Origin of the sequence: Azospirillum agricola, assembly GCF_020005195.1 — a bacterium.
In the GTDB taxonomy this organism is placed as follows: domain Bacteria; phylum Pseudomonadota; class Alphaproteobacteria; order Azospirillales; family Azospirillaceae; genus Azospirillum; species Azospirillum agricola.
This window is the reverse complement of sequence record NZ_JAIFZR010000005.1, coordinates 2,092,280-2,115,356: the sequence shown is the minus strand read 5'-3', so window position 1 is coordinate 2,115,356 and position 23,077 is coordinate 2,092,280. Positions and strand designations below refer to the sequence as shown.

18 protein-coding genes are annotated in these 23,077 nt (G+C 70.2%); 11 read left to right on the top strand and 7 right to left on the bottom strand.

What is annotated here, in order from left to right; all coding sequences use genetic code 11:
• Nucleotides 1–50 precede the first annotated feature (50 nt).
• Both pyrC and JN22_RS24980 read right to left on the bottom strand, forming a co-directional pair.
• A complete protein-coding gene (gene pyrC, locus JN22_RS24985; protein ID WP_085556465.1) occupies nt 51–1,106 on the bottom strand; it encodes a dihydroorotase in 1,056 nt (351 codons plus the stop codon).
• A 184-nt stretch (nt 1,107–1,290) separates the two neighbouring features.
• A complete protein-coding gene (locus tag JN22_RS24980) occupies nt 1,291–1,860 on the bottom strand; it encodes a hypothetical protein (protein WP_085556464.1) in 570 nt (189 codons plus the stop codon).
• A gap of 192 nt (nt 1,861–2,052) precedes the next feature.
• Between JN22_RS24980 and hisS the strand changes: the two genes are divergently transcribed.
• Nucleotides 2,053–3,402 (top strand): histidine--tRNA ligase, encoded by a 1,350-nt coding sequence (gene hisS, locus JN22_RS24975; protein ID WP_085556463.1) that lies wholly within the window; start codon nt 2,053–2,055, stop codon nt 3,400–3,402.
• 173 nt (nt 3,403–3,575) lie between these two features.
• Nucleotides 3,576–6,614: a transglycosylase domain-containing protein gene (locus JN22_RS24970; protein ID WP_085556462.1), complete on the top strand. Its 3,039-nt coding sequence runs from the start codon at nt 3,576–3,578 to the stop codon at nt 6,612–6,614.
• A gap of 21 nt (nt 6,615–6,635) precedes the next feature.
• On the opposite strand, the gene JN22_RS24965 is transcribed toward JN22_RS24970, so the two are convergent.
• Both JN22_RS24965 and zapE read right to left on the bottom strand, forming a co-directional pair.
• On the bottom strand, nt 6,636–7,547 hold the full coding sequence (locus tag JN22_RS24965; protein WP_085556461.1) for a GGDEF domain-containing protein: 912 nt from the start codon (nt 7,545–7,547) through the stop codon (nt 6,636–6,638).
• A gap of 157 nt (nt 7,548–7,704) precedes the next feature.
• On the bottom strand, nt 7,705–8,874 hold the full coding sequence (gene zapE / locus JN22_RS24960; protein WP_085556460.1) for a cell division protein ZapE: 1,170 nt from the start codon (nt 8,872–8,874) through the stop codon (nt 7,705–7,707).
• Nucleotides 8,875–9,109: 235 nt separating this feature from the next.
• Here zapE and JN22_RS24955 point away from each other — a divergent pair, with 235 nt between their 5' ends.
• Nucleotides 9,110–11,302: a sensor histidine kinase gene (locus JN22_RS24955; protein ID WP_085556459.1), complete on the top strand. Its 2,193-nt coding sequence runs from the start codon at nt 9,110–9,112 to the stop codon at nt 11,300–11,302.
• 62 nt (nt 11,303–11,364) lie between these two features.
• Here the strand turns inward: JN22_RS24955 and pdxY are convergent, their stop codons facing one another.
• On the bottom strand, nt 11,365–12,225 hold the full coding sequence (gene pdxY / locus JN22_RS24950) for a pyridoxal kinase PdxY (protein WP_085556458.1): 861 nt from the start codon (nt 12,223–12,225) through the stop codon (nt 11,365–11,367).
• 171 nt (nt 12,226–12,396) lie between these two features.
• Here pdxY and JN22_RS24945 point away from each other — a divergent pair, with 171 nt between their 5' ends.
• The 3 genes from JN22_RS24945 to JN22_RS24935 all read left to right on the top strand — a co-directional run bounded on the left by JN22_RS24945 (nt 12,397) and on the right by JN22_RS24935 (nt 15,509).
• The gene (locus tag JN22_RS24945) at nt 12,397–14,175 is read left to right on the top strand and encodes a tetratricopeptide repeat protein (RefSeq protein WP_085556457.1); all 1,779 of its coding nucleotides are present in this window, start codon (nt 12,397–12,399) and stop codon (nt 14,173–14,175) included.
• Nucleotides 14,176–14,223: 48 nt separating this feature from the next.
• A complete protein-coding gene (locus JN22_RS24940) occupies nt 14,224–15,105 on the top strand; it encodes an HpcH/HpaI aldolase/citrate lyase family protein (protein ID WP_085556456.1) in 882 nt (293 codons plus the stop codon).
• A 113-nt stretch (nt 15,106–15,218) separates the two neighbouring features.
• Nucleotides 15,219–15,509 carry a con-10 family general stress protein gene (locus JN22_RS24935; protein WP_085556455.1) on the top strand — a complete coding sequence of 97 codons (291 nt, stop codon included), beginning with the start codon at nt 15,219–15,221 and terminating at the stop codon, nt 15,507–15,509.
• A 103-nt stretch (nt 15,510–15,612) separates the two neighbouring features.
• On the opposite strand, the gene leuB is transcribed toward JN22_RS24935, so the two are convergent.
• Both leuB and leuD read right to left on the bottom strand, forming a co-directional pair.
• On the bottom strand, nt 15,613–16,731 hold the full coding sequence (leuB, locus tag JN22_RS24930) for a 3-isopropylmalate dehydrogenase (protein WP_085556454.1): 1,119 nt from the start codon (nt 16,729–16,731) through the stop codon (nt 15,613–15,615).
• 74 nt (nt 16,732–16,805) lie between these two features.
• Entirely contained in the window at nt 16,806–17,417 is a 612-nt protein-coding gene (gene leuD / locus JN22_RS24925; protein ID WP_085556453.1) for a 3-isopropylmalate dehydratase small subunit, read from the bottom strand.
• A 271-nt stretch (nt 17,418–17,688) separates the two neighbouring features.
• Between leuD and JN22_RS24920 the strand changes: the two genes are divergently transcribed.
• The 5 genes from JN22_RS24920 to mtaB all read left to right on the top strand — a co-directional run bounded on the left by JN22_RS24920 (nt 17,689) and on the right by mtaB (nt 23,063).
• The gene (locus tag JN22_RS24920) at nt 17,689–19,323 is read left to right on the top strand and encodes a hypothetical protein (RefSeq protein ID WP_085556452.1); all 1,635 of its coding nucleotides are present in this window, start codon (nt 17,689–17,691) and stop codon (nt 19,321–19,323) included.
• A 55-nt stretch (nt 19,324–19,378) separates the two neighbouring features.
• On the top strand, nt 19,379–20,383 hold the full coding sequence (locus tag JN22_RS24915) for a glycosyltransferase family 2 protein (protein WP_085556451.1): 1,005 nt from the start codon (nt 19,379–19,381) through the stop codon (nt 20,381–20,383).
• 20 nt (nt 20,384–20,403) lie between these two features.
• Nucleotides 20,404–20,823 carry a GtrA family protein gene (locus tag JN22_RS24910; RefSeq protein ID WP_143268404.1) on the top strand — a complete coding sequence of 140 codons (420 nt, stop codon included), beginning with the start codon at nt 20,404–20,406 and terminating at the stop codon, nt 20,821–20,823.
• A 111-nt stretch (nt 20,824–20,934) separates the two neighbouring features.
• Entirely contained in the window at nt 20,935–21,771 is an 837-nt protein-coding gene (gene dapF, locus JN22_RS24905; RefSeq protein WP_085556449.1) for a diaminopimelate epimerase, read from the top strand.
• The gene (gene mtaB / locus JN22_RS24900) at nt 21,768–23,063 is read left to right on the top strand and encodes a tRNA (N(6)-L-threonylcarbamoyladenosine(37)-C(2))-methylthiotransferase MtaB (protein ID WP_085556448.1); all 1,296 of its coding nucleotides are present in this window, start codon (nt 21,768–21,770) and stop codon (nt 23,061–23,063) included. Before dapF ends, mtaB begins: the two co-directional genes overlap by 4 nt.
• Nucleotides 23,064–23,077: the final 14 nt, after the last annotated feature.

Genomic DNA, 23,077 nt, shown 5'->3' with positions numbered 1-23,077 from the left:
GACCCTCCCCCGCCCAGCGGGGGAGGGTCGGGGGGCGCGTGCGTCGCGGATCACACCACCCCGGCGAAGCTCCAGCGCAGCGTTTCGCCGCTGCGGAAGGGCAGCACCGCGTCGCCCTCGCTGACCAGGATCACGTCCGGCGTCACCGACGGACGGCGCTCCAGCACCACCCGCTCCTCATTGGCCGGCAGACCGTAAAAGCGCGGGCCGTTCAGGCTGGCGAAGGCTTCCAGCTTGTCCAGCGCCCCGGCATCGTCGAACGCCTCGGCGTACAGCTCCAGCGCGTTGGCGGCGGTGAAGCAGCCGGCGCAGCCGCAGGCCGCCTCCTTCGCCGTCACGGTGTGCGGCGCGGTGTCGGTGCCGAGGAAGAAGGGCGCCTCGCCGGAGGTCGCCGCCTCGACCAGCGCGACGCGGTGCGTCTCGCGCTTGGCGATGGGCAGGCAGTAGAGGTGCGGGCGGATGCCGCCCTGGAAGATGTGGCTGCGGTTGATCAGCAGATGGTGCGCGGTGATGGTGGCGCCGATCCGCCCGCTGGCGGCGTGGGCGCGGACGAAGGCTACCGCGTCGGCGGTCGTCACATGCTCCAGCACGACGCGCAGGGTCGGATGACGCTCCATCAGCGGCGACAGGATGGTGTCGATGAACACCGCCTCGCGGTCGAAGATGTCGACGCTCTGGTCGGTCACCTCGCCGTGGATCAGGATCGGCATGCCGATCTCCGCCATGCGCTCCAGCACCGGGGCGATGCGGGCGATGTCGGTGACTCCATGGGCGCTGTTGGTGGTGGCGTTGGCCGGGTAGAGCTTGGCGGCGGCGAACACCCCCTCCTCGAAGCCGCGCGCCAGATCCTCGGCGTCGGTGCCGTCGGTCAGGTAGGCGGTCATCAGCGGGGTGAAGGCCACGCCGTCCGGCAGCGCCGCCAGGATGCGGTCGCGGTAGGCGACGGCGTCGGCGGCGTGGGTGACCGGCGGCTTCAGGTTCGGCATGACGATGGCGCGGCCGAACTGGCGGGCGGTGAAGGGCAGGACCGCCTTCAGCATGGCCCCGTCGCGCAGATGGACGTGCCAGTCGTCGGGGCGGCGGAGGACGAGGCGGTCGAGCGGCATGGCGGATTTCCGGCGCTGGCGTGGAGGGGGCGAGGAACGGGACGGAACGTCTCGGGACGTTCTATCGCCATCCTCGCCCCGGCTCAACGCCCGGAACTCGAATCCTGCCCGGAGGCCGTGGGTGGCCGCCCACTCCCCTGCCGGCGTGGGGGAGGCGGGGCGGCCGGTCACGGGCGGATCACGCTCACTGGATGGTGGACGGGGCCTTCACGCCGAGGATGCCGTCGACCTTCGCGGCCTGCTCGGGCGTCACCGGCTTGCCGCCGATGGCGGTGAGCTGCTGGCGGGCCTCGGTCACGGCCTTGTCACGGGCGGCCTTGTCCTTCAGCGCGTGGGCGGCCTCGATCTGCTCGTGGTACTTGCCGAGCTGGACGCTCAGCGCGTCGGTCGGCTTGGCGCCCAGCTCCTTGGCGACCGCGTCGGCCTGGGCCTTGGTTACCTCGGCCTTCGGCGTGGTCGCGACCTGCACATGGCCCGGCTTGGCCGGTGCGGCGGCCTGCGGGGCGGCCTGGGTCGTAGTCGCCGTCGGAGCCTGGGGCGTGGTCTGGGTCGCGACCGGAGCGGCGGCCTTCTGCTCGGCCTTCGGGGCGGGCGTCGCCGACGGAGCCGTGCCGGTGGCCGACGGGGTGCTCAGGTCCACCGTCGCCGCCGAGGCGGAACCGGCGACCAGCGCCGGGGCGGCCGCCAGCAGGGCGGCAACCGCGAAAGTCGAGACGGACGAACGGATACGCGACCCAAAGACGGTGCCGGACATTCGATTTCTCCCGTTTGATGAACGACCCGCAGCGCGGCGTCGTGCTAAGATGAACGCGGCGCCCCCGCGTTCCATTCCACGCCTCTTCCGAAAAAATTCGGCCGGCCCGAAAAATTTCCGCCCGCAGGTGACGGGGACGGGGAAAGGGGCTAGAAAACGCGGGCTTTTCCCATCCAGTCCGGACCCCTTCCGATGAGCCTGATCACGCCCCGCACCCCGCCCGGAACGATGGAACTGCTGCCGCGCCATCAGGTGGCCTTCCAGCGCATGCTCGACACCATCCGCCACGGCTATGAGCGGTTCGGCTTCGTGCCCGTCGAGACCCCGGTGTTCGAGACGGTGGACACGCTGCTCACCAAGTCCGGCGGCGAGACCGAGAAGCAGGTCTATTTCGTGCAGTCGACCGGCGCCATCCAGCAGGGCCACAAGCCCGAGATGGCGCTGCGCTTCGACCTGACGGTGCCGCTCGCCCGCTATGTGGCGGAGCATGAGCGCGACCTCGCCTTCCCGTTCCGGCGCTACCAGATCCAGCGGGTCTACCGCGGCGAGCGGGCGCAGCGCGGGCGCTTCCGCGAATTCTACCAGTGCGACATCGACGTGATCGGCAAGGACAGCCTGTCCGCCCAGTACGACGCCGAGATCCCCGCCGTCATCCACCATGTCTTCACCGAGCTGGCCTTCGGCGGCTTCACCATCAACGTGAACAACCGCAAGGTCCTGTTGGGGCTGCTCGACGGGCTGGGCGTCGAGGATGCGGAAAAGCGCGTGCTGGTGCTGCGCGAGATCGACAAGCTCGACAAGATCGGCCGCGACAAGGTGCGCGAGAGCCTGCTCGGCCTCGGCATGACCGGGGGGGCCGCCGACACCATTCTGTCGCTGATCGACGCCAAGGGCACCAACGCCGAGACGCTGGCGGCGCTGGGCGCCCTCGACATCGAGAACGAGACCTTCCGCCAGGGCGTGGCCGAACTGACCACGGTCATCGAGGGGCTGCGCGCCTTCCAGGTGCCGGACGACGCGGTTCGCATCAACCTCGCCATCGCGCGCGGGCTCGACTACTACACCGGCACCGTCTACGAGACCTTCCTGAACGACCATCCCGGCATCGGCTCGGTCTGCTCGGGCGGGCGCTACGACAATCTGGCGAGCCATTACACCAAGTCGAAGCTGCCGGGCGTCGGCATCTCGATCGGCGCCACCCGGCTGTTCTACCAGCTGATGGAGGCCGGCCTGATCAAGGACGGTGCGCCGACCGCCCAGGTGCTGGTGACGCAGATGGACCCGGCGCTGTCGGCCGATTACTTCCGCCTCGCCTCGGAGCTGCGGGCCGCCGGCATCAACACGGAAATCCAGCTCGACGGCGGCAAGCTCGCCAAGCAGATGAAATACGCCGACCGCGCAGGCATCCCGGTCGTGCTGCTGATGGGCTCGGACGAGAAGGCGCGCGGCACCGCGACGCTGAAGCACCTGATCCGCGGCGAGCAGGTCGAGGTCCCGCTGACCGAGCTGGCCGAGCGGGCGAAGGCGCTGCTGGCGGGCTGACGGCCGTTTGGCAGCGGCGTGACCTCCGGGCAACGGGTGCCGATTTTCACGGTACCCGTCCCCGGCAACGGTCGGCCGTTAACCTGTTTTTACCAACATTCGACTAGCGTCCCCCCACATCTCGGCCGGGCCCGTGGCGGCCCGCCCCGGACAGCGGAGGGTGCGGAAACGGCATGGCGCAGGCAGGCGCGCGGACCTGGGTGCGGCGGACGGCGCTGGCGGCGGCCTTGCTGGCGACCGCCGCCGGAGTCGGAATCGCGGCGCGCGAGGAGATGCGCAGCTCGCGACTCCAGGCACGGCTGCTCGCCCCCTTCGCCCAGTCGATGGACGTCGCCGTCAAGGAGGGCCCCAACCCGGCCGCCCGCTACCCGACCCAGGGCCCCTACAACGAGCGGTTCGGCTACACCGCCCTGCCCGACCAGCTCAAGGCGCTGACCGGCGACCTCTACAGCATCGAATTCCAGGCGGTCCTGTCCCCGGCGCTCGACCGCTTCATGGCCGGCGGCGGCTTCCCGATCTACCGGGAGAAGACCCAGGCCGGGCTGACCCTGCTCGACCGCAACGGCCATATCATGCATTCGGCGCGCTACCCGGAGCGGGTCTTCGCCCGTTTCGAGGATGTCCCGAAGCTGGTTGCCGACACCCTGCTGTTCATCGAGAACCGCGAGCTTCTGAACGAGGACGAGCCGCGCCGCAACCCGGCGGTGGAGTGGGACCGCTTCGCCGGCGCCGTCGCCATGCTGCCGGTGCAGCTGCTGCGGCCGGGGTCGCGCTCGCCCGGCGGCTCGACGCTGGCGACGCAGATCGAGAAGTACCGCCATTCCCCCGACGGCCAGACCAGCAGCGGGCTGGAGAAGCTGCGCCAGATGGCGTCCGCCAGCGTCCGCGCCTACCGCGACGGCGAGGACACCACCCTGACCCGCCAGCGCATCCTGGTCGATTACCTGAACTCGACGCCGCTGACCGCACGGCCGGGCTTCGGCGAGGTGAACGGGCTTGGCGACGGGCTGTGGGCGTGGTTCGGCACCGACCTGTCGATCGCCGAGCGCGTATTGAGCGAACCCGCGACCGACGCCCGCTCCCTCCAGCTCAAGGCGTTGGCCTACAAGCAGGTTCTGGCCCTGCTGCTGGCCCAGCGGCGGCCGTCCCACTATCTGATCCAGGACCGCGCCGCGCTCGACCGGCTGGCCGACAGCCACCTGCGGGTGCTGGCCCAGGCCGGCGTGATCGACGAGCCGCTGCGCGACGCCGCCCTCGCCCTGCCCCTCAGCTTCGCCGACGAGCTGCCGCCGCCCCCGGCGACCTCCTTCGTCGAGCAGAAGGCGACCAACGCCATCCGCGCCCGGCTGCTGTCGATGCTGAACGTGCCCAGCCTCTACCAGCTCGACCGCATCGACCTGACGGCGCAGACCACGCTCGACGCCCCGACCCAGCAGCGAGTCGTCGAGGTGCTGGGCAAGCTGAACGATCCGGCCTACGCCCAGTCGCTCGGGCTGACCGGCGAGCGGCTGCTCGACGCCCGCAACAACGACCTGTCGAAGCTGATCTATTCCGTCACCCTCTACGAGCGCGGTCCGGAGGCGAACTATCTCCGCGTCCAGGCCGACAACCTCGACCAGCCGCTCGACATCAACGAGGGGGCGAAGCTCGACCTCGGCTCCACCGCCAAGCTGCGCACGCTGACCACCTATCTGGAGACCGTCGCCGAGCTGCACAGCCGCTACGCCCATCTGCCGCGCGAGTATCTCGCCGACGTCGGCGAGGAGGCGTCGGACAATTTGACCCGCTGGTCGGTGGGCTGGCTGATGACCACGCCCGACCGCGGCCTGCCGGCGATGCTGAACGCGGCGATGGAACGGCGCTACTCCGCCAGCCCCGGCGAGACTTTCTTCACCGGCGGCGGCCAGCACAGCTTCGTGAACTTCAACAAGGACGACAACGGCCGGATCATGAACCTCCAGGAGGCGCTGCGGAACAGCGTCAACCTGCCCTTCATCCGGCTGATGCGCGACATCGTCCAGTTCCACATGGCCGAAGGCGCCGACGACGGCATCGACATCCTGCACGACCCGTCCCATCCGGCCCGCCAGGAATATCTCGCCCGCTTCGCCGACAAGGAGGGAAGCGACTTCCTCAACCGCTTCTACAACGACTACCGCAAGCGCGGACCCGACGACGCGCTGGCCCGGCTGGCCAGCCGGTCGCGCCCAGTGCCGCTGCGGCTGGCGGTGGTCTTCCGCAACACGCGGCCCAACGCCGGGCTGGCCGAGTTCGCCGCCTTCCTGCGGGCGCGGCTGCCGAACGCCAAGCTCGACGACCAGACCATCGGCAGCCTCTACACCAAGTACGGGCCGGACAAGTTCCCGCTGAACGACCTCGGCTACCTCGCCCGCGTCCATCCGCTGGAGCTGTGGCTGGTGTCCTACCTCCAGAAGAACCCCGACGCCAAGCGCGCCGAGGTGCTGGAGGCCAGCGCCCAGGTGCGCCAGGACAGCTACCGCTGGCTGTTCAAGAAGGGGCAGGCGGCGCAGAACACCCGCATCCGCATCGGGCTGGAGGAGGAGGCCTTCCAGCGCATCACCGAGCAGTGGCGCAGCGTCGGCTACCCGTTCGAGACGCTGGTGCCGTCGCTGGCGACGGCGATCGGCAGCTCGGCCGACCGCCCGGCGGCGCTGGCGGAACTGGTCGGGCTGATCCTGAACGACGGGGTGCGCCAGCCGATGTTGCGGGTTCGGTCGCTGCATTTCGCCGCAGGCACGCCCTACGAGGCCAAGCTCGGGCTCGGCCCCCTGGAGAACAAGCGGGTGCTGCGGCCGGAGGTCTGCGCTGTCCTGCGCCGCGCCCTGATGGACGTGGCGCAGAACGGCACCGCCAAGCGGGTGTGGGGGGTGTTCAAGGACGCCAGCGGCGCCGCGATTCCAATGGGCGGCAAGACCGGCACCGGCGACCACCGGCTCGACCGCTACGGGCCGGGCGGGGTGCTGATCGAATCCAAGGCGGTGAACCGGACGGCGACCTTCGTCTTCTACATCGGCGACCGCTTCTTCGGCACCATGACCGCCTTCGTCCACGGCCCGGAGGCCGACCAGTACCGCTTCACCAGCGCCCTGCCCGCGCAATTGCTGAAGAGCATCGCCCCGGCGCTGCAACCCCTCATCGACCAGGGCACGACGCGCACGGCGGACACGCGGCGGGTTCCGGCGGGGCTGTAAGGGCGAGGCTGCGAGCCTTCCCTACCCGACCCGCGATTTCAACGGGACCGGCGGTTCCATCTCCACCCGGTTGCGGCCGCCATGCTTGGCGCGGTAGAGCGCCGCGTCGGCGCGGGCGAGAAGCTGCTCGACGTCGCGGTCGGCCGGCATCATCCAGGCCAGCCCGATGCTGACCGTCATCCGCAGCTCGCCGCCGGCCTCCAGCGGCAGGGCGGCGGCGGCGATGCGCTCGCGCACCCGCTGGGCGGCGGCGAAGGCGTTGACCGGCAGGGTTTCCGGCATGACCACCGCGAACTCCTCGCCACCCAACCGGCCGATCAGGTCGCAGTCGCGCAGGGCCACCTTGCAGCAGCGCACCGTCAGGCGGATCGCCTCGTCGCCGGTGGCGTGGCCATGGGTGTCGTTGACCTTCTTGAAATGGTCGATGTCGAGCATCACCACCGACAGCGGCCGCTCGTAGCGCCGCGAGCGCAGGAACTCCTCGCCGCCGCGCTCCAGGAAACGGCGGCGGTTCAGCGCCCCGGTCAGCGCGTCGGTGGTCGCCAGACGCTCCAGGTCGCGCTGCATCGCGACGACGCGCGAGGCGGCGAGCAGGCGGGCCGCCGTCCATTTCCAGTCCAGCGGCTTGCGCAGGAACTCGTCGGCCCCGGCCTCGACCAGCTCGTGGAACTGGTCGGTCATGCTGCCGGGGATCATCAGGATGAGATAGAGATGCCGCAGCCCCTGGGCGGTGCGCAGATGCCAGCACAGCTCCAGCCCGGTCATGTCCTTCAGGCGGATGTCGGCCATGACGACGTCGAACCGCTCGCGCGCCACCGCCTCGATGGCCTCGGCGCCATTGAGGGCCACGCTGGTGCTGTAGCCGAGCTTGTTCAGCTCGTACACCATCATGTTCTGGTGATGCGGCGAATCGTCAACGATCAGAATGCGCAAAGCCGATGCTCCCAGCGGCAACGCCCCGTTTATGGAGCATGACGCCGGGGTGTGCAAATGTCGTTAATGCGTCAAGAATGTTGCGCGCGCCAGAGCGGAATCGATCGCCCGCAATGAGGGGCGCGCGCCCAAGTTACCATTACATAAAGTTGTATTTCTACGGAAGATGCTGGCTTTTCAGGTAGTCCTCGCTCTGCATCTCCATCAGACGGCTGACGGTCCGCTCGAATTCGAAGGCGTGAGTCCCTTCCGGATAGAGACGCTCGGGCGGCCCCTCGGCGGCGACCACGATGTTGACCTTGTGCTCGTAGAGCGCATCGATCAGCGTCATGAAGCGCTTGGCCTCGTTGCGCAGATCATCCTTCATCGTCGGAACGTCGTCGATCAGCAGCGTGTGGAAGTGCGTCGCGATCGCCAGATAGTCGGCGGCGCCGAACGGCTTGCCGCAGAGGTCCCAGAAGCAGACCCAGGCAACCCCCTTCGCCGCGCGCTCGATGTCGACCCGGCGCCCCTGCACCAGCAGATGCGTGGCCTCGCCGGGCGCGCCGCCGGTCAGGGTCGCGAAGGTCTCCTTCATCACGCGGTCGGAGTCCGGCCCCAGCGGGTGGTGGTAGATCGGCATGCCCTTCAGCCGATCGAGCCGGTAGTCGGTCGGGCCGTCCAGCGACAGCACGTCCAGCTTCTCCTTCAGCAGCGCGATGAAGGGCAGGAACAGGTCGCGCTGAAGGCCGTCCTTGTAGAGCATGTCCGGCGGCCAGTTCGAGGTCGCCACCACCACCACGCCCAGTTCGAACAGGTGGGTGAACAGCCGGCCGAGGATCATCGCGTCGACGACGTTGGTGACGTGGAACTCGTCGAAGCACAGCAGCCACGCCTCGCCGGCCAGCGCGCGGGCCAGTTCCGGCAGGCTGTCGTCGGCCCCGCCGGCCTTGACCTTGCCGGACTGGCGGTGGTCGTGGATGCGCTGGTGGACCTCCAGCATGAACTCATGGAAATGGACGCGCCGCTTCTGCGCCACCGGGGCGGTGTCGAAGAACAGATCCATCAGCATGGATTTGCCGCGCCCAACCCCGCCATACAGGTAGAGCCCCTGCGGCGCCGTGGTCGCGATCTCGGGTGACGGCGCGGCGCGGCGGCGGCCGAGGCCGAACCGCTCCAGCCAGCCGCCTGACGACGCCCTGGCCTCTCCCGCCGGCTGCGGCTGGTAGCCCTTCAGCGCCTGATACAGGCTCTGGAACTTCTCGGCGGCCAGTTCCTGATCGGGATCGGGGCGAAGCGTGCCCGTGCCGCGACGGGCGCGGTAGAGCGGGAGCGGTCCATCGGTCATGGGAAAATCGCGTGGGTCTCGGCTGAAAGGACGTCCCTACCTAACGGATGCCGGAACGCGGGGCAACGTCCGGCGGACGACCGGCAGGAATGCAGCCGCGTCCGGCAGGACCGGAGGATGCCGCGGGGCCGCGCTCTTTCCCGGATACGGTTAAGCTTTCCTTACGGTTCCTGCTCCGTTAATGAGAGCCCCGCCCTCCACCCGCCAGTCCGCAACCCCGAGGAAGCCTCCCCCCATGGACGCCTCCGGTCCCGACGACAGCCGAGATCGCACGCCCGCCGCCCCGCCGGGTGCCGCAGGCGGTGTGCTCGGATCGGTCCGCTACCTGATGATGGCGTCGGGGCTGTCCTTCATCCTGGTGGTCAACGGGCTGATCGGCTACGGCATCCTCCAGGGCCGCGCCGAGGCGCTCGACGCCGGGGAGCGCGCCACCCGCGATCTCGCCCGCATGCTGGAGGCGCAGGCCCTGCGCACCGTCTTCGCCGTGGACCAGCTTCTCGCCGACCTGTCCTTCGCGCTCGACACCCATCCGGAGGGGCGGACCCGCGCCAGCCCGGCGATCCACGAGCATCTGCGCCAGCGCCGCGACGCCTTTTCCCAGGTCGCCGATCTGGTGGTGATCGGACCCGACGGAATCGCCCTGCACCATTCCGCTGACGTGCCGCTTCCAGCCTTTCCGCTGGACGACCGCGCCTATTTCACGGTCCAGCGCGACCGACCGGACGCCATGGGGCGACCCGGCGGACCGGAGGGCGGGCTGTACGCCGGTCCGCCGATCAAGAGCCGGGTGAAGCCGGGCACCCAGGTCATCCCGTTCAGCCGCCGCTGGACCGCGCCGGCCGGCTCCACCGGCGGCGGAGACCCTTTCGGCGGTGTCATCGCCGCTCTGGTCGATCCGTCGCGGCTGGCGGCGACGCTGGAATCCATGCGCATCGACCGCAAGGGCAGCGTTCTCCTGGCGCTGGCCGACGGGCCGGTGCTGCTGGAGCGCCCCCGGCCGGATCGTCATGCCCCGCTGGCCCGGCTGTCCGACTGGCCTGCCGTCGCCCATGCGCTGGATGGGCGCGACGAGGCGACGCTGCGCGCCGCCGCCCCCGACGGGCGGGACAGCCTGATCAGCGTGCGGCGGATGCAGGGTTATCCCTTCCTCGTCGCGGCGGCCTTGCCACGCGACGACGTGCTCGCCGAGTGGCGGCGCGACACGGCGGCCTGGACCGCCATCGGCGCCGCCATGACCCTGGCCATCGCCCTGCTGACCGCCTTCGTCGTCAGCCAGCACGCCCGGCGCGAGCAGGACCAGGCCCGTCTGGCCGCCGCCTCGCGCCGCATCCGCGGCATCCTCGATTCGATGCTGGACGCGGTGGTGACCTTCGACGAGGACGGCCGCATCGCCACCTTCAACCGCGCCGCCGAAACCATGTTCGGCGTGCCCGAGCGCGCCATGATCGGCCAGCCGATCGAAGCGCTGATCCCCGGCGGCCGCGACGGCGCCAACGACCGCGACCTGACGGCGTTGCGCCGCGACGGCCACGCCTTCCCGGTCGGCTTCACCGTCAGCGAGCTGCGGCTGGGCGGCCCCGCCCAGGCCGCCGAGGCCCCGCGGGTCTTCGTCGGCGTGATCCGCGACATGGCCCGCCGCAAGCAGCAGGAGGCCGAACTGATGGCCTCCAAGACCCAGGCCGAACTGGCCAACCGCGCCAAGAGCGAGTTCCTGGCGAACATGAGCCACGAGCTGCGCACGCCGCTGAACGCCATCATCGGCTTCGCGGAGATCCTGGCCAGCGGCTTCTTCGGCACGCTCGGCGACCGGCAGCAGGCCTGCGTGAAGGACATCCACGACAGCGGCGAGCATCTGCTGGAGATCGTCAACGCCGTGCTCGACATGTCGAAGGTCGAGGCCGGCCAGCTCGAGCTCAGCGAGGAGCCGGTCGAAAGCCACGAGGCGCTGGCCCAGTGCCTGATGATGGTGCGCGACCGCGCCGCCGGCGGCGGGGTGGAGTTGCGCAACCAGGCGGCGGCGGCCGTCGCCACCCTGTGGGTCGACCGCCGGGCCTTCAAGCAGGTGATCCTGAACCTGCTGTCGAACGCAGTGAAATTCACGCCGCGCGGCGGTAGCGTCACCATCGCCACCGGCCCCGACGAGGGCGGCGGGTTCCAGTTGACGGTGACCGACACCGGCATCGGCATCCCGGAGGATTTCATGCCGGAGCTGTTCCAGCCCTTCCGGCAGGCCGAGAACGCGGCGAACCGCCGCTTCGAGGGAACCGGGCTGGGACTGTCGATCTCCAAGAGCCTGATCGACCTGCATGGCGGGTCGCTGACCTGCCGCAGCCTCGTCGGCATCGGCACCAGCATGACGGTCCGGCTGCCCGCCAGCCGCGTGCTGGGCGACGTGACATCCCTGCCGCGAGCGGCGTCGGCCCCCTAGTCGGGCCCCCTAGTCGGGCCCCCTAGGCACCACCGCCACCGATCCCGGCCGCGCGCCGTGCCTCAGCGCAGGCGGGTTGCCGTGAATCGCCGGGGCGGGCTCACGAAATCATCCTGGGCGGCGATCAGTTGCAACTCGCGCGTGCCCAGCCGGCCGGTCGTCTCGAAGATCGCGTAGATGGCCGCCGCCGCCTGCTCCAGCGCCTCGGCCGGGTCGAAGCCCTTCAGGTAGTGGGCGAGGAACAGGGCCGCCACCGCGTCGCCCGAGCCGTTGGGCGCGGGGTCGAGCGCCAGACGCGGCGTCGCCACCAGCCAGGCGCCGTCGGCGCCGTCCACCAGCATCTCGATGCTGCCGGCGGGCGCCTCGCTCCGGGTCAGGCTGGTGACCAGGACCAGGCGCGGGCCGCGGGCCCGCAGCGCCGCCGTGGCGGCCAGCGCGTCCTCCAGCGTCGCGACGCCGCGGTCGGTCAGATACTCCAGCTCGAACTGGTTCGGCGTCATCAGGTCGGCGGCGGGGACCGCGTGGGCCTTGATGAATTCCGGCAGGCCGGGACGCACGAAGAAGCCGCGCCCGACGTCCCCCATCACCGGGTCGCAACAATAGACCGCCCTGGGGTTGGCCGCCTTGACCCGCGCCGCCGTCTCGACGATCACCTGACCGAGCCCGACGTCGCCCATGTAGCCGGACAGCACCGCGTCGCAGCGCGGCAGGGCGTCGCGCGCGGCGATGCCGTCGATCACGTCGGCGATGTGCTCCGCCGTGAAGACCTGCCCGGTCCAGGCGCCGTAGCCGGTGTGGTTGGAGAACTGGACGGTGTTCACCGCGACGGCGTCGATTCCCAGCCGCTGCAACGGAAACACGGCGGCACGGTTGCCGACATAGCCGTAGGCGACGTGCGATTGGATGGTCAGGACGGTCTTCATCCGAAAAGCCTATGCGAGCGTCGGCGGGCGGTAAAGCCGACGTTTCGCGCGACTCGCGGGTAGGAGGCCGCATGGCTGCCATGCTCCGGGACGGGACGCGCTCCCGCACGCGCACCGCCACCACGCGCGGCTCCGGTTGGTGACGCAACGCTTTGGGGGTATGATCGCCCCATGGACCCCACCCTCGACACGGCCATCCGCCACCACCAAGCCGGCCGCTACGCCGACGCCGAACCGGTCTACCGGACGCTTCTCGACCGGACGCCGGACAACCGCAAGCTGCTTCAGCTTCTCGGCATGCTGCTCTCGCAGACCGGGCGTCATGGCGAGGCCGTCGATCTGTTCCGGCACCTGATCCGCCTCGATCCGACGGCGGTGGCCGCCTACAGCAACCTCGCCGCCGCCCTGCGCACCGCCAGCCGGGGCGCGGACGCCATCCTCTACCTGCACCGGGCACTGGCGCTGGACCCGCTGCACCTCGGATCCTGGTTCAATCTGGCAAACGCCGAGAAGCAGCGCGGCCGGGCCGCCGCCGCCGCCCGCGGCTACGGCCACGCCCTGGTCATCGATCCGCAACGCGCCGATGCCGCCACCAATCTGGCGCTGCTGCGCGACCAATGGGGGGAGCGTCTCGACAAGGCCGTCCGGCTGGCCGCGATGGCGAAGGCCGCGGAAACGGACGCCCGCCTGCACAGCGCCGCCGCCCTGGCCCTGTCCGCGGTCGGCGAGGTGGCGGCCACGGAGGCCGCCGCGCGCAACGCCCTGGCGCTGGACCGGACCGACCCGGTCGCCAACAGGCTGCTGGCGCGCGCGCTGCTCGACCGCAGCGGCGCCATGGAGATGCGCCCCGGCAAGCCCTTCGCGATCGACCGCGCGCTGGTCGAGGAGGCCATCGCGGCGTTCGGCCGGGCGCTCGCCGTCCATCCCGGCGACGAGGAATCCGAATGGTTGCTGGTCGCCGCCGTGGCGACCCTGGTTCAGGTCGGGCAGGCCACCGACGCGGTGCTGGCCGCCGGAGCGCGGACCGCCTGGAACCGTCTGCGCCGCCACCCAAAGGATGTCGCCGCCGCCTCGGTGATCGGGTTCCACGTCTACCGCCGCGAGCGTCTGGATCTCGCCTGCTGGCTCAACCGCCGCTTCCAGCGCCGCTTCACGCCGCAGGAGATCGCCCGCGAGCATGAGCTGGGCCTGTGGGCCATGCTGCGGGCGGACGACGCCTTCTTCGCGGCGCTGCCGCCGATCGAGAAGGCGCTCGCGCGCATGGCGCCGCAGGAGGTCATTTGGGCGCCGGAGGCGGGCACGCCGGAACCCTTCGTGATGTTCTCCTGCGACGACGTCTATTACCGGCGCTTCGCCCCGACGCTTCTGGAATCCCTGGCGCAACGGATGCCGGGAGCGACCGTCGTCGCCCATGTGATGTCGCCGTCGGCCGACACCTTGCGGAGCCTGGAGGAGTGGCGCAACGACCCGCGCCTGGTCTTCGGCAGCTCCTGCGAGCGGCCGGACACGGCGGGCTGGCCCGACATCAAGCGGTTCAGCTATTACGCCGCCGCCCGCTTCATCCGCACCATGCAGTGGCAGCGGCGCCTGGACCGCCCGATGATCGTGATCGACGTGGACGCCACCGTCACGGCGGACCTGCGGCGCCTGAAGAGCGATCTGGTCGGCCAGGATCTCGGCCTGCTGTTCGACCCGCGCCGGCGGGGGCCCGCCCGCGAGGTCACCGTCTGCTTCAACTACTACAACAACACCGCCGGCAGCGCCCGCTACCTCGCGCTCGTTGCCGCCTACATCGCGCATTTCCTGGACCGGAGCGAGGCTTACTGGATGCTGGACCAGACGGCCCATTACGCCGTCTTCGACTGGATGCGGCGGCGCGAGGCCCTGCGCGTCCATCGCTACGACTTCCTCGATTTCCCACATTGCCATTTCATCGGCGACAAGACCTAATCCCGGCGCGCGCCCGCGTCCCGCCCACCATCTGTTTTGGAAACCGCCATGGCCATGACCGTCCGCCCGCGCCGCAGCGTGCTCTACATGCCGGGCTCGAACGCCCGCGCCCTGGAAAAGGGGCGCGGCCTGCCGGCCGACGGCCTGATCCTCGACCTGGAGGACGCCGTCGCCCCGGACGCCAAGGCCACGGCGCGCGACACCATCCGGCAGGCCATCGCCGCCGGCGGCTATGGCGGGCGCGAGTTGATCGTCCGCACCAACGGGCTGAACACCCCCTGGGGCTTCGAGGATCTGCGCATGGCCGCGACCTGCGGCGCCGACGCCGTCCTGCTGCCCAAGGTCGAGAGCGCCGACGGCGTCCGGCAGGCCGAGGCGGTGCTGCGCGCCGCCGGGGCTCCGGAAAGCCTGCTGATCTGGTGCATGATGGAGACACCGCTCGGCATGCTGAACGCGCGGGAGATCGCCGGGGCGTCGCCCGCGCTGGGCGGGCTGGTGCTCGGCACGTCGGACCTCGCCAAGGATCTGCACGCCGCCCACACGCGCGACCGGCTGCCCATGATCACCAGCCTGGGGCTGTGCCTGCTGGCGGCGCGGGCCCACGGGCTGGCCGTGCTGGACGGCGTGCATCTCGACCTCAACGACGACGAGGGCTTCGCCTTCTCCTGCCGGCAGGGCCGCGAGCTTGGCTTCGACGGCAAGACGCTGATCCATCCGAAGACGATCGCCGCCTGCAACGCCGCCTTCGCCCCCGACGCCGACGAGATCGCCCAGGCCCGGCGCATGATCGCCGCCCACGCCGAGGCGGCGGCCCAGGGCAAGGGCGTCATCCTGCTCGACGGCAAGCTGGTGGAGAATCTGCATGTCGAGAACGCCCGCCGGCTGGTCGCGCTGGGCGAGGCCATCGCCGCGCTGGAGGGCGCGGGCTGACGGTTGACGCCGGGCGCGGCTTTTTCACGCGCGATTCGAGATTCTGCGTCTGGACTGGAACCAACCTCCTCTCCGCCCGGTTGTCGCATCAAGGCAAAGGTGGAGGTTGGACAATGGCCTCGAAAGAGAATGGTCGCACATCGGGTCGCGGTTTCGCGTCGATGGATCCGGATCGGCAACGCCAGATCGCCAGCAAGGGCGGTGAAAGCGTTCCGGCGGGCAAGCGCAGCTTTTCCAAGAATCCGGAACTGGCGGCGGAAGCCGGGCGCAAGGGCGGGCGCAGCGTCCCCGCTTCCTCGCGCAGCTTTTCGCGCAACCCCTCGCTGGCGGCGGAAGCCGGCCGCAAGGGCGGGCAGGCAAGCCACGGCGGACGCACGGCGGACCGCCCGGACGGCGCCGATTGAGTCGGCGTTCCCGCGATCCTGAGAAGCGGCCACGAAGAAGCCCCCGCCCCCAATTGGGGGCGGGGGCTTCCTCACGCCTCGCGGAAGAGGTCGGTCCTGCCGATCAGACGGCGGCGGCCTTGTCCAGCTCGCGCAGGATCGAGTCGCCCATGACGGTCGTGGAGCAGCGGGCCATGCCCGGCGCCATGATGTCGGCGGTGCGCATGCCGCCGCCCAGCACGTTCTGGATGGCCTTCTCGATCAGGCCGGCCTCGGTGTCCAGGCCGAACGAGTAGCGCAGGCACATTGCGAAGGACAGCAGGGTCGCGCAGGGGTTGGCGAGGTCGCGGCCGGCGATGTCCGGCGCGGAGCCGTGCACCGGCTCGTACAGCGCCTTGCGGTTGCCGTTGGCGTCGGGCGCGCCCAGCGAGGCCGACGGCAGCATGCCGAGCGAGCCGGTCATCATCGCCGCCTCGTCCGACAGGATGTCGCCGAACAGGTTGTCGGTGACGATCACGTCGAACTGCTTGGGGTTCTTCAGCAGCTGCATGGCGCCGTTGTCGGCGTACATGTGGTGCAGCTCGACGTCGGAGAACTCCTCCTGGTGCAGCTTGGTCACTTCCTGGCGCCACAGCAGCCCGGATTCCATGACGTTCGCCTTCTCCATCGAGTGGAGCTTGTTGGAGCGCTTGCGCGCCAGCTCGAACGCCACGCGGGCGACGCGGCGGATCTCCGAGGTCGTGTAGACCTGGGTGTTGACGCCGCGGCGCTCGCCGTCGCCGATGTCGGTGATGCCGCGCGGCTCACCGAAATAGACGCCGCCGGTCAGCTCGCGCACGATCAGGATGTCGAGCCCGCGGATGACGTCGGCCTTCAGGGTCGAGGCGTCGACCAGCGCGTCGAACACGACGGCCGGGCGCAGGTTGGCGAACAGCCCCAGCTCCTTGCGGAGCGCCAGCAGTCCGGCTTCCGGACGCTTGGTGTAGTCGGTCGGGTTGTCCCACTTCGGGCCGCCGACGGCGCCCAGCAGCACCGCGTCGGACGCCAGCGCCTCGGCCAGCGTCGCGTCGTTGAGGGGGACGCCGTAGGCGTCGATGGCGGCGCCGCCGACCAGACCTTCCGAGACGTCGAAGGTGATCCCGCGCTTGCGGTCCAGCCAGTCGATGACACGGCGGACCTGGCGCATGACCTCCGGACCGATGCCGTCACCGGGGAGGAACAGAAGCTTCTTGTTGGCGGGCATGGCGCACGCACTCCCAAATACAGACGTCGAAAAGACAGGCGGAAAACAGACGGAAACGGACCGGGCGGAACGGATCAGGCCGCCAGCCAGGGCTGCTCGACGCGGCGCTTGGCCTCGAACGAGTCGATGGTGCCAACCTGCTGGAGGGTCAGGCCGATGTCGTCCAGGCCGTTCAGCAGGCAATGCTTGCGGAACGGGTCGAGTTCGAAGGTGATGCTGCCGCCGTCGGGGCCGGTGATGGTCTGGTTCTCCAGATCGACCGTGACCACGGCGTTGGACCCGCGCGACGCGTCGTCGAGCAGCAGGTCGACCTGCTCCTTCGGCAGCTTGATCGGCAGGATGCCGTTCTTGAAACAGTTGTTGTAGAAGATGTCGGCGAAGCTGGGCGCGATGATGCAGCGGATGCCGAAATCGGCCAGCGCCCACGGCGCGTGCTCGCGCGAGGAGCCGCAGCCGAAATTCTCGCCCGCGACCAGAATCTTGGCGCCGCGGTAGGCCGGCTTGTTCAGGACGAAATCGGCGATCTCACCACCATCGGGGGTGTAGCGCATCTCGTCGAACAGGTGCTTGCCGAGCCCCGTCCGCTTGATGGTCTTCAGGAACTGCTTGGGGATGATCATGTCGGTGTCGATGTTGATCATCGGCAGTGGCGCCGCGACGCCGGAGAGAACCGTAAACTTTTCCATCGCCAGAAATCCTGTCGCGCAAGAAGGCGCAAGCGTTGCGCATGCGGAGTGTCGGTGAATAGCAGACCCCACCGGCCTTTGCCAGAGGAAGCTTGCCTTTCCCGCCACGCGGAAAGAGCGAAACGGCAAGCGGAAACACGCCAAAACGCAGGATTGTTGCGCGGACACAGGGGTTTGCGCAAGCCGGATCCGGGCGGGCCGCTGGGCGCTTGCCGCGGCGGGCCGGCTCCCCTACCAAGGGGCCATCCCGCCGCAGCCATGGCCGCCCTTCATGTCGACGCCCCCCGCTTCCGATGACCGCGCCCGCCGCCTGGGGTGGCTGTTCCTGCTCCTCGCCCCGCCGGCCTACGGCGCGCTGACGCTGGCGTTCGGCATGGACGCCAACTGGGACCTGCGGAACTACCATTGGTACAACGGCCACGCGCTGCTGACCGGGCGGATCGGCTTCGACCTGCTGCCGGCGCAGATGCCGACCTTCTACAATCCGCTGCTCGACCTGCCCTTCGTCCTGCTGGCCGACCGGCTGCCGGCGCGGGTGGCGGGATTCGTGTGGGGCGGCATCCAGGGCGTCAACCTGTCGCTGCTGTTCCTGCTGGCGGCGGCCTGCCTGCGGGGCGGGTCGGAGCGGCAGCGGATCCTCGCCGCCATGGCGCTGGCCGTGATGGGGGGGCTGGGCGGCGGCACGCTGGGCCTGATCGGCACGACCTTCCACGACAACCTCGTCAGCCTCGGCGTGCTGGGCGCGCTGGTCGTGATCGCGCGGGGATTGCCGGCGGCGCCAGCCGGCACCGGAGGAAATCTGCTCGACGGGCCGGCGCTGTCCTCCTTCGGGCGGGTGGCGCTCGCCGGGCTGATGGCCGGGACGGCGATGGGAGCCAAGAACCCGACGGTGATCTACGCGGTCGGGCTCTGCCTCGCCTTCCTGGCGCTGCCGGCGCGGCCGTGGCGGCGGCTGTGGCTGGCCTTCTTCTTCGGCATCGGCGTGCTGGGCGGGCTGGCGCTGGCCGGCGGCTTCTGGATGGCGCATCTGTGGATCGAGTATGGGAACCCGGTCTTCCCGCACATGAACCATGTCTTCAAGTCGCCCTTCGCCGCCATCTCCGACTATGTGAACGTCAGCTTCTTCCCGCCGTCGAGGATCGCGCGGATCCTCTTCCCCTTCGTCTTCACGTTCCAGCCGCTGACGGTGGGCGAGGTGCCGTGGTTCGACGCACGGGTGCTGGCGCTGTTCGTGCTGGTGCCGCTCGGGGCCGTCGCCGCCCTGGCGACGCGCTCCCGCCCGCGGGACTGGCTGACCCAAGCCCCGGCGACGTGCTTCCTGCTGGTCGCGCTGACGGTCACCTACGCGCTGTGGGTGGTCATGTTCTGCATCTACCGCTACCTCGTGCCGGTGGAGATGCTGGCCCCGCTGGCGCTGGTCATGGCGGTCGGGCTGCTGCCGCTGGCCCGGCGGCTGCGCGTCGGGCTGGCCGCCGCGCTGCTGGCCGCATTGCAACTGACCGTCCAGCCGGCCGACTGGGGCCGGGTCGCCTGGGCCGACCGCTGGGTGACGGCCGAGGTGCCGCCGATCGCCGATCCCGACGACACGATGGTGCTGATGGCCGGCTACTGGGCGATCGCCCACGTCATCCCGTCCTTTCCGCCGCGCATGCCCTTCGTCCGCATCCAGTCGAACTTCCTTCAGCCGGATTCCGTCGGCAACGGCTATCTCGCCATCCTCAAGGACAAGGTCGCCGCCCATCGCGGCCCGTATCTGATGCTCAGCACCATTCCCGACACGCCGGGTGCGGCGAAGGCGGCGGCGCTGCTCGGGCTGCGGCTGGACACCGCCTCCTGCCGGCCGGTTCCCAACAATCTGGGGGAAACCCTGAACCTGTGCGCGGTCGAACGCGCGGCGATGGAATAAGCCTCGGCTTTGTGCTGTTTATCCACACATCGCCACACGCGCAAAGCACACGCCCATGACCGTCACGACCTTGGACCGCCCCGTCACCGACACGGCCGCCAGCACCGCGGCCACGCCGGCGGTGGCCGTGCTGATCCCCTGCTACAACGAGGAGGCGGCCATCGCCTCGGTGGTGCGCGACTTCCGCGCGGCGCTGCCGGACGCGACGGTCTATGTCTACGACAACAACTCGTCGGACCGCACGGTCGAGGTGGCGCGCGCCGCCGGCGCCGTCGTCCGCCACGAGCCGCTTCAGGGCAAGGGCAACGTCATGCGCCGGATGTTCTCGGACATCGAGGCCGACGTCTATGTGCTGGTCGACGGCGACGACACCTACCACGCCCCCTCCGCCCCGCTGCTGGTCAAGCGGCTGTGGGAGGACCAGCTCGACATGGTCAACGGCGCGCGGGTGACCGACATCGTCGCCGCCTACCGGCCCGGCCACCGGTTCGGCAACCTGCTGCTGACCGGCATGGTCGCCAACATCTTCGGCAACCGCATCGGCGACATGCTGTCGGGCTACCGGGTGTTCTCGCGGCGCTTCGTGAAGTCCTTCCCGGCGCTGGCCAGCGGCTTCGAGACCGAGACCGAGCTGACCGTCCACGCGCTGGAGCTGCGCATGCCGATCGCCGAGATCAAGACTCCCTACAAGGACCGGCCGCCCGGCTCGCACAGCAAGCTCAACACCATCCGCGACGGCGTCCGCATCCTGAAGACCATCCTGATCCTGGTGAAGGAGGAGCGCCCCCTGCCCTTCTTCTTCGCCATCTTCACGGCGCTGGCGGCGGCGGCCCTGATCCTCGCCTGGCCGGTGCTGGCGACCTACATGCAGACCGGGCTGGTGCCGCGCTTCCCCACCGCCCTGCTGTCCACCGGGCTGATGCTGCTGGGCTTCCTCAGCCTGACCTGCGGGCTGATCCTCGACACCGTCACCCACGGGCGGCGGGAGATGAAGCGGTTGCGCTACCTCGCCATCCCGGCGCCGGGCAACCACCCGCCGCTGGCCGGCGGTCGCCCGTGAGCGCGCCGGGGAGCAAGCCGGTGAAGGCTCTTCTGGACGGCCCGCTCGGGCGGCTGGCGGTGCAGTTCGGCAAGTTCGGCGCGGTCGGGGTGGTCGGGCTGCTCGTCGACACCGCCGTGCTCTACGGCGGGCTGGCGCTCGGGCTGGAGTTCTTCGCCGCCCGCGTCCCCTCCTTCCTCGCCGCCGCGACGACGACCTGGGCGCTGAACCGCGCCTTCACCTTCCGTGGCGCGGCCGACGAGCCGCTGCACCGGCAATGGGCCAAATTCATCGCCGCCAACGCCGTCGGCGGGGCGGTGAACTACGCCGTCTCGGTCGGGCTGGAGGCCAACGTCGCGATGGTCGAGGCGCATCCCGTGCTGGCCGTCGCCGCCGGCTCGCTGGCTGGCATGCTGTTCAACTTCGCGGCCTCCAAGCATCTGGTGTTCAAGGACGCCTGAGGGGACGCCCGAGGGGACGAGCCGGGAGACCAGCGAAGCGCGCGCGATCGCATCTGGTCTGCGCGCCCGCCTTATGGACTTGCGTGGTCCTCTCGCCATATAACGGCGACCATGACCCGCGAATTCCTGAAGATGCACGGGCTCGGCAACGACTTCGTCGTGATCGACGCCCGCTCCACGCCGTACCGCCCGGCCGCGGCCGAGGTGCGCGCCATTTCCGACCGCAAGACCGGCGTGGGCTGCGACCAGTTCATCGTGCTGGAACCGTCGCGGCTTCCAGGCGCCGCCGGGTTCATGCGCATCCACAACGCCGACGGGACGGAGTCGGGCGCCTGCGGCAACGCCTCGCGCTGCATCGGCTGGCTGCTGATGGAGGAAGCCGGTAGCGACCGCGCCTCCTTCGAGACCGCCGCAGGCCTGCTGCACGCGTCGCGCGCCGACAACGGCCGCATCACCGTCGACATGGGCCCGCCCCGGCTCGACTGGGCGGCGATCCCGCTGGCCGGGCCGACCGACACCCTGCGGGTCGAGGCGGTGGAGCATGGCGGCTTCGCGGCCCCCGTCGCCGTCAACATGGGCAACCCGCACGCCGTCTTCTTCGTCGACGACGCCGAGGCGGTGCCGCTGGCCGAGGTCGGCCCGGCGCTGGAGCACCACCCAGCCTTCCCCGAGCGCGCCAACATCGAGTTCGCCCAAGTGCTGTCGCCCACATCCATCCGCATGCGGGTGTGGGAGCGCGGCGCCGGCATCACCCAGGCCTGCGGCACCGGCTCCTGCGCGACGCTGGTCGCGGCGGCGCGGCGCGGCCTGACCGGGCGCAAGGCCGACATCATCCTCGACGGCGGCACCCTGACCATCGAATGGACGGACGACGACCGCGTCCTGATGACCGGCCCGGTGGCCGTCGCCTTCAGCGGGCGGCTGTCGCCCGAACTGGTCGCGGAATGACCGACGCAGCGGACACGGCCATGATGGACGGGGGGGCCGCCGGACCCGAGATCGTCACCTTCGGCTGCCGGCTCAACACCTACGAATCCGAGGTGATGCGCAACCACGCCCGCAACGCCGGGCTGGACGACGTCGTCATCGTCAACACCTGCGCCGTCACCTCCGAGGCCGAGCGGCAGGCCCGCCAGACCATCCGCAAGCTGCGGCGCGAACGGCCCGGCGCGCGCATCGTCGTCACCGGCTGCGCCGCCCAGATCGACCCGCAGCGCTTCGCCGCGATGCCCGAGGTCGACCAAGTGCTCGGCAACCAGGAGAAGCTGCAACCGGAAAGCTGGGGCCTCGCCCCGGCCGAGAAGGTGCTGGTCAACGACATCATGTCGGTCAAGGAGACCGCCGGCCACCTGATCGGCGGCTTCGAGGACCGCGCCCGCGCCTTCGTTCAGGTCCAGCAGGGCTGCGACCATCGCTGCACCTTCTGCATCATCCCCTACGGGCGCGGGCCTTCGCGCTCCGTGCCGATCGGGGGAATCGTCGAGCAGGTCCAGGCACTGGTCAAGGCCGGCTACAACGAGGTCGTGCTGTCGGGCGTCGACATCACCAGCTTCGGCCCCGATCTGCCGGGCTCGCCGACGCTGGGCCAGATGGTGCGCCGCCTGCTGGCGCTGGTGCCCGACCTGCCGCGCCTGCGCCTGTCGTCGCTCGACTGCATCGAGATGGACGAGGATCTCTGGCGCCTGATCGAGACCGAGCCGCGCCTGATGCCGCACCTGCATCTGTCGCTCCAGGCCGGCGACGACATGATCCTGAAGCGGATGAAGCGCCGCCACGGCCGCGCCGACGCCGTCGCCTTCTGCGAGCGCGTGCGCTCGGTCCGCCCCGACGTCGTGTTCGGCGCCGACTTCATCGCCGGTTTCCCGACCGAGACCGAGGAGATGTTCGAGAACACCCTGCGGCTGGTCGAGGAGTGCGGCCTGACCTGGCTGCACGTCTTCCCCTACAGCCCGCGCCCCGGCACCCCGGCCGCCCGCATGCCGCAGGTCGACGGCGCCGTCCGCAAGGAGCGCGCCGCCCGCCTGCGCGCCGTCGGCGCCGCGGCCGAGGCCCGCAAGCTGGCCTCGCTGGTCGGCGGCACCGCGTCGGTGCTGGTCGAGAAGGACGATCTCGGCCGCACCGAGCATTTCGCCGAAATCCGTCTGGGCACGGTTCTTCCCCCCGGTTCGCTGGTCCGCGCCGCGATCACCGGCGTGGCCGATGGCAAGCTTGTCGGCACGCCCGTCGGCACCCCCCTTTAAGACATCGGACATCC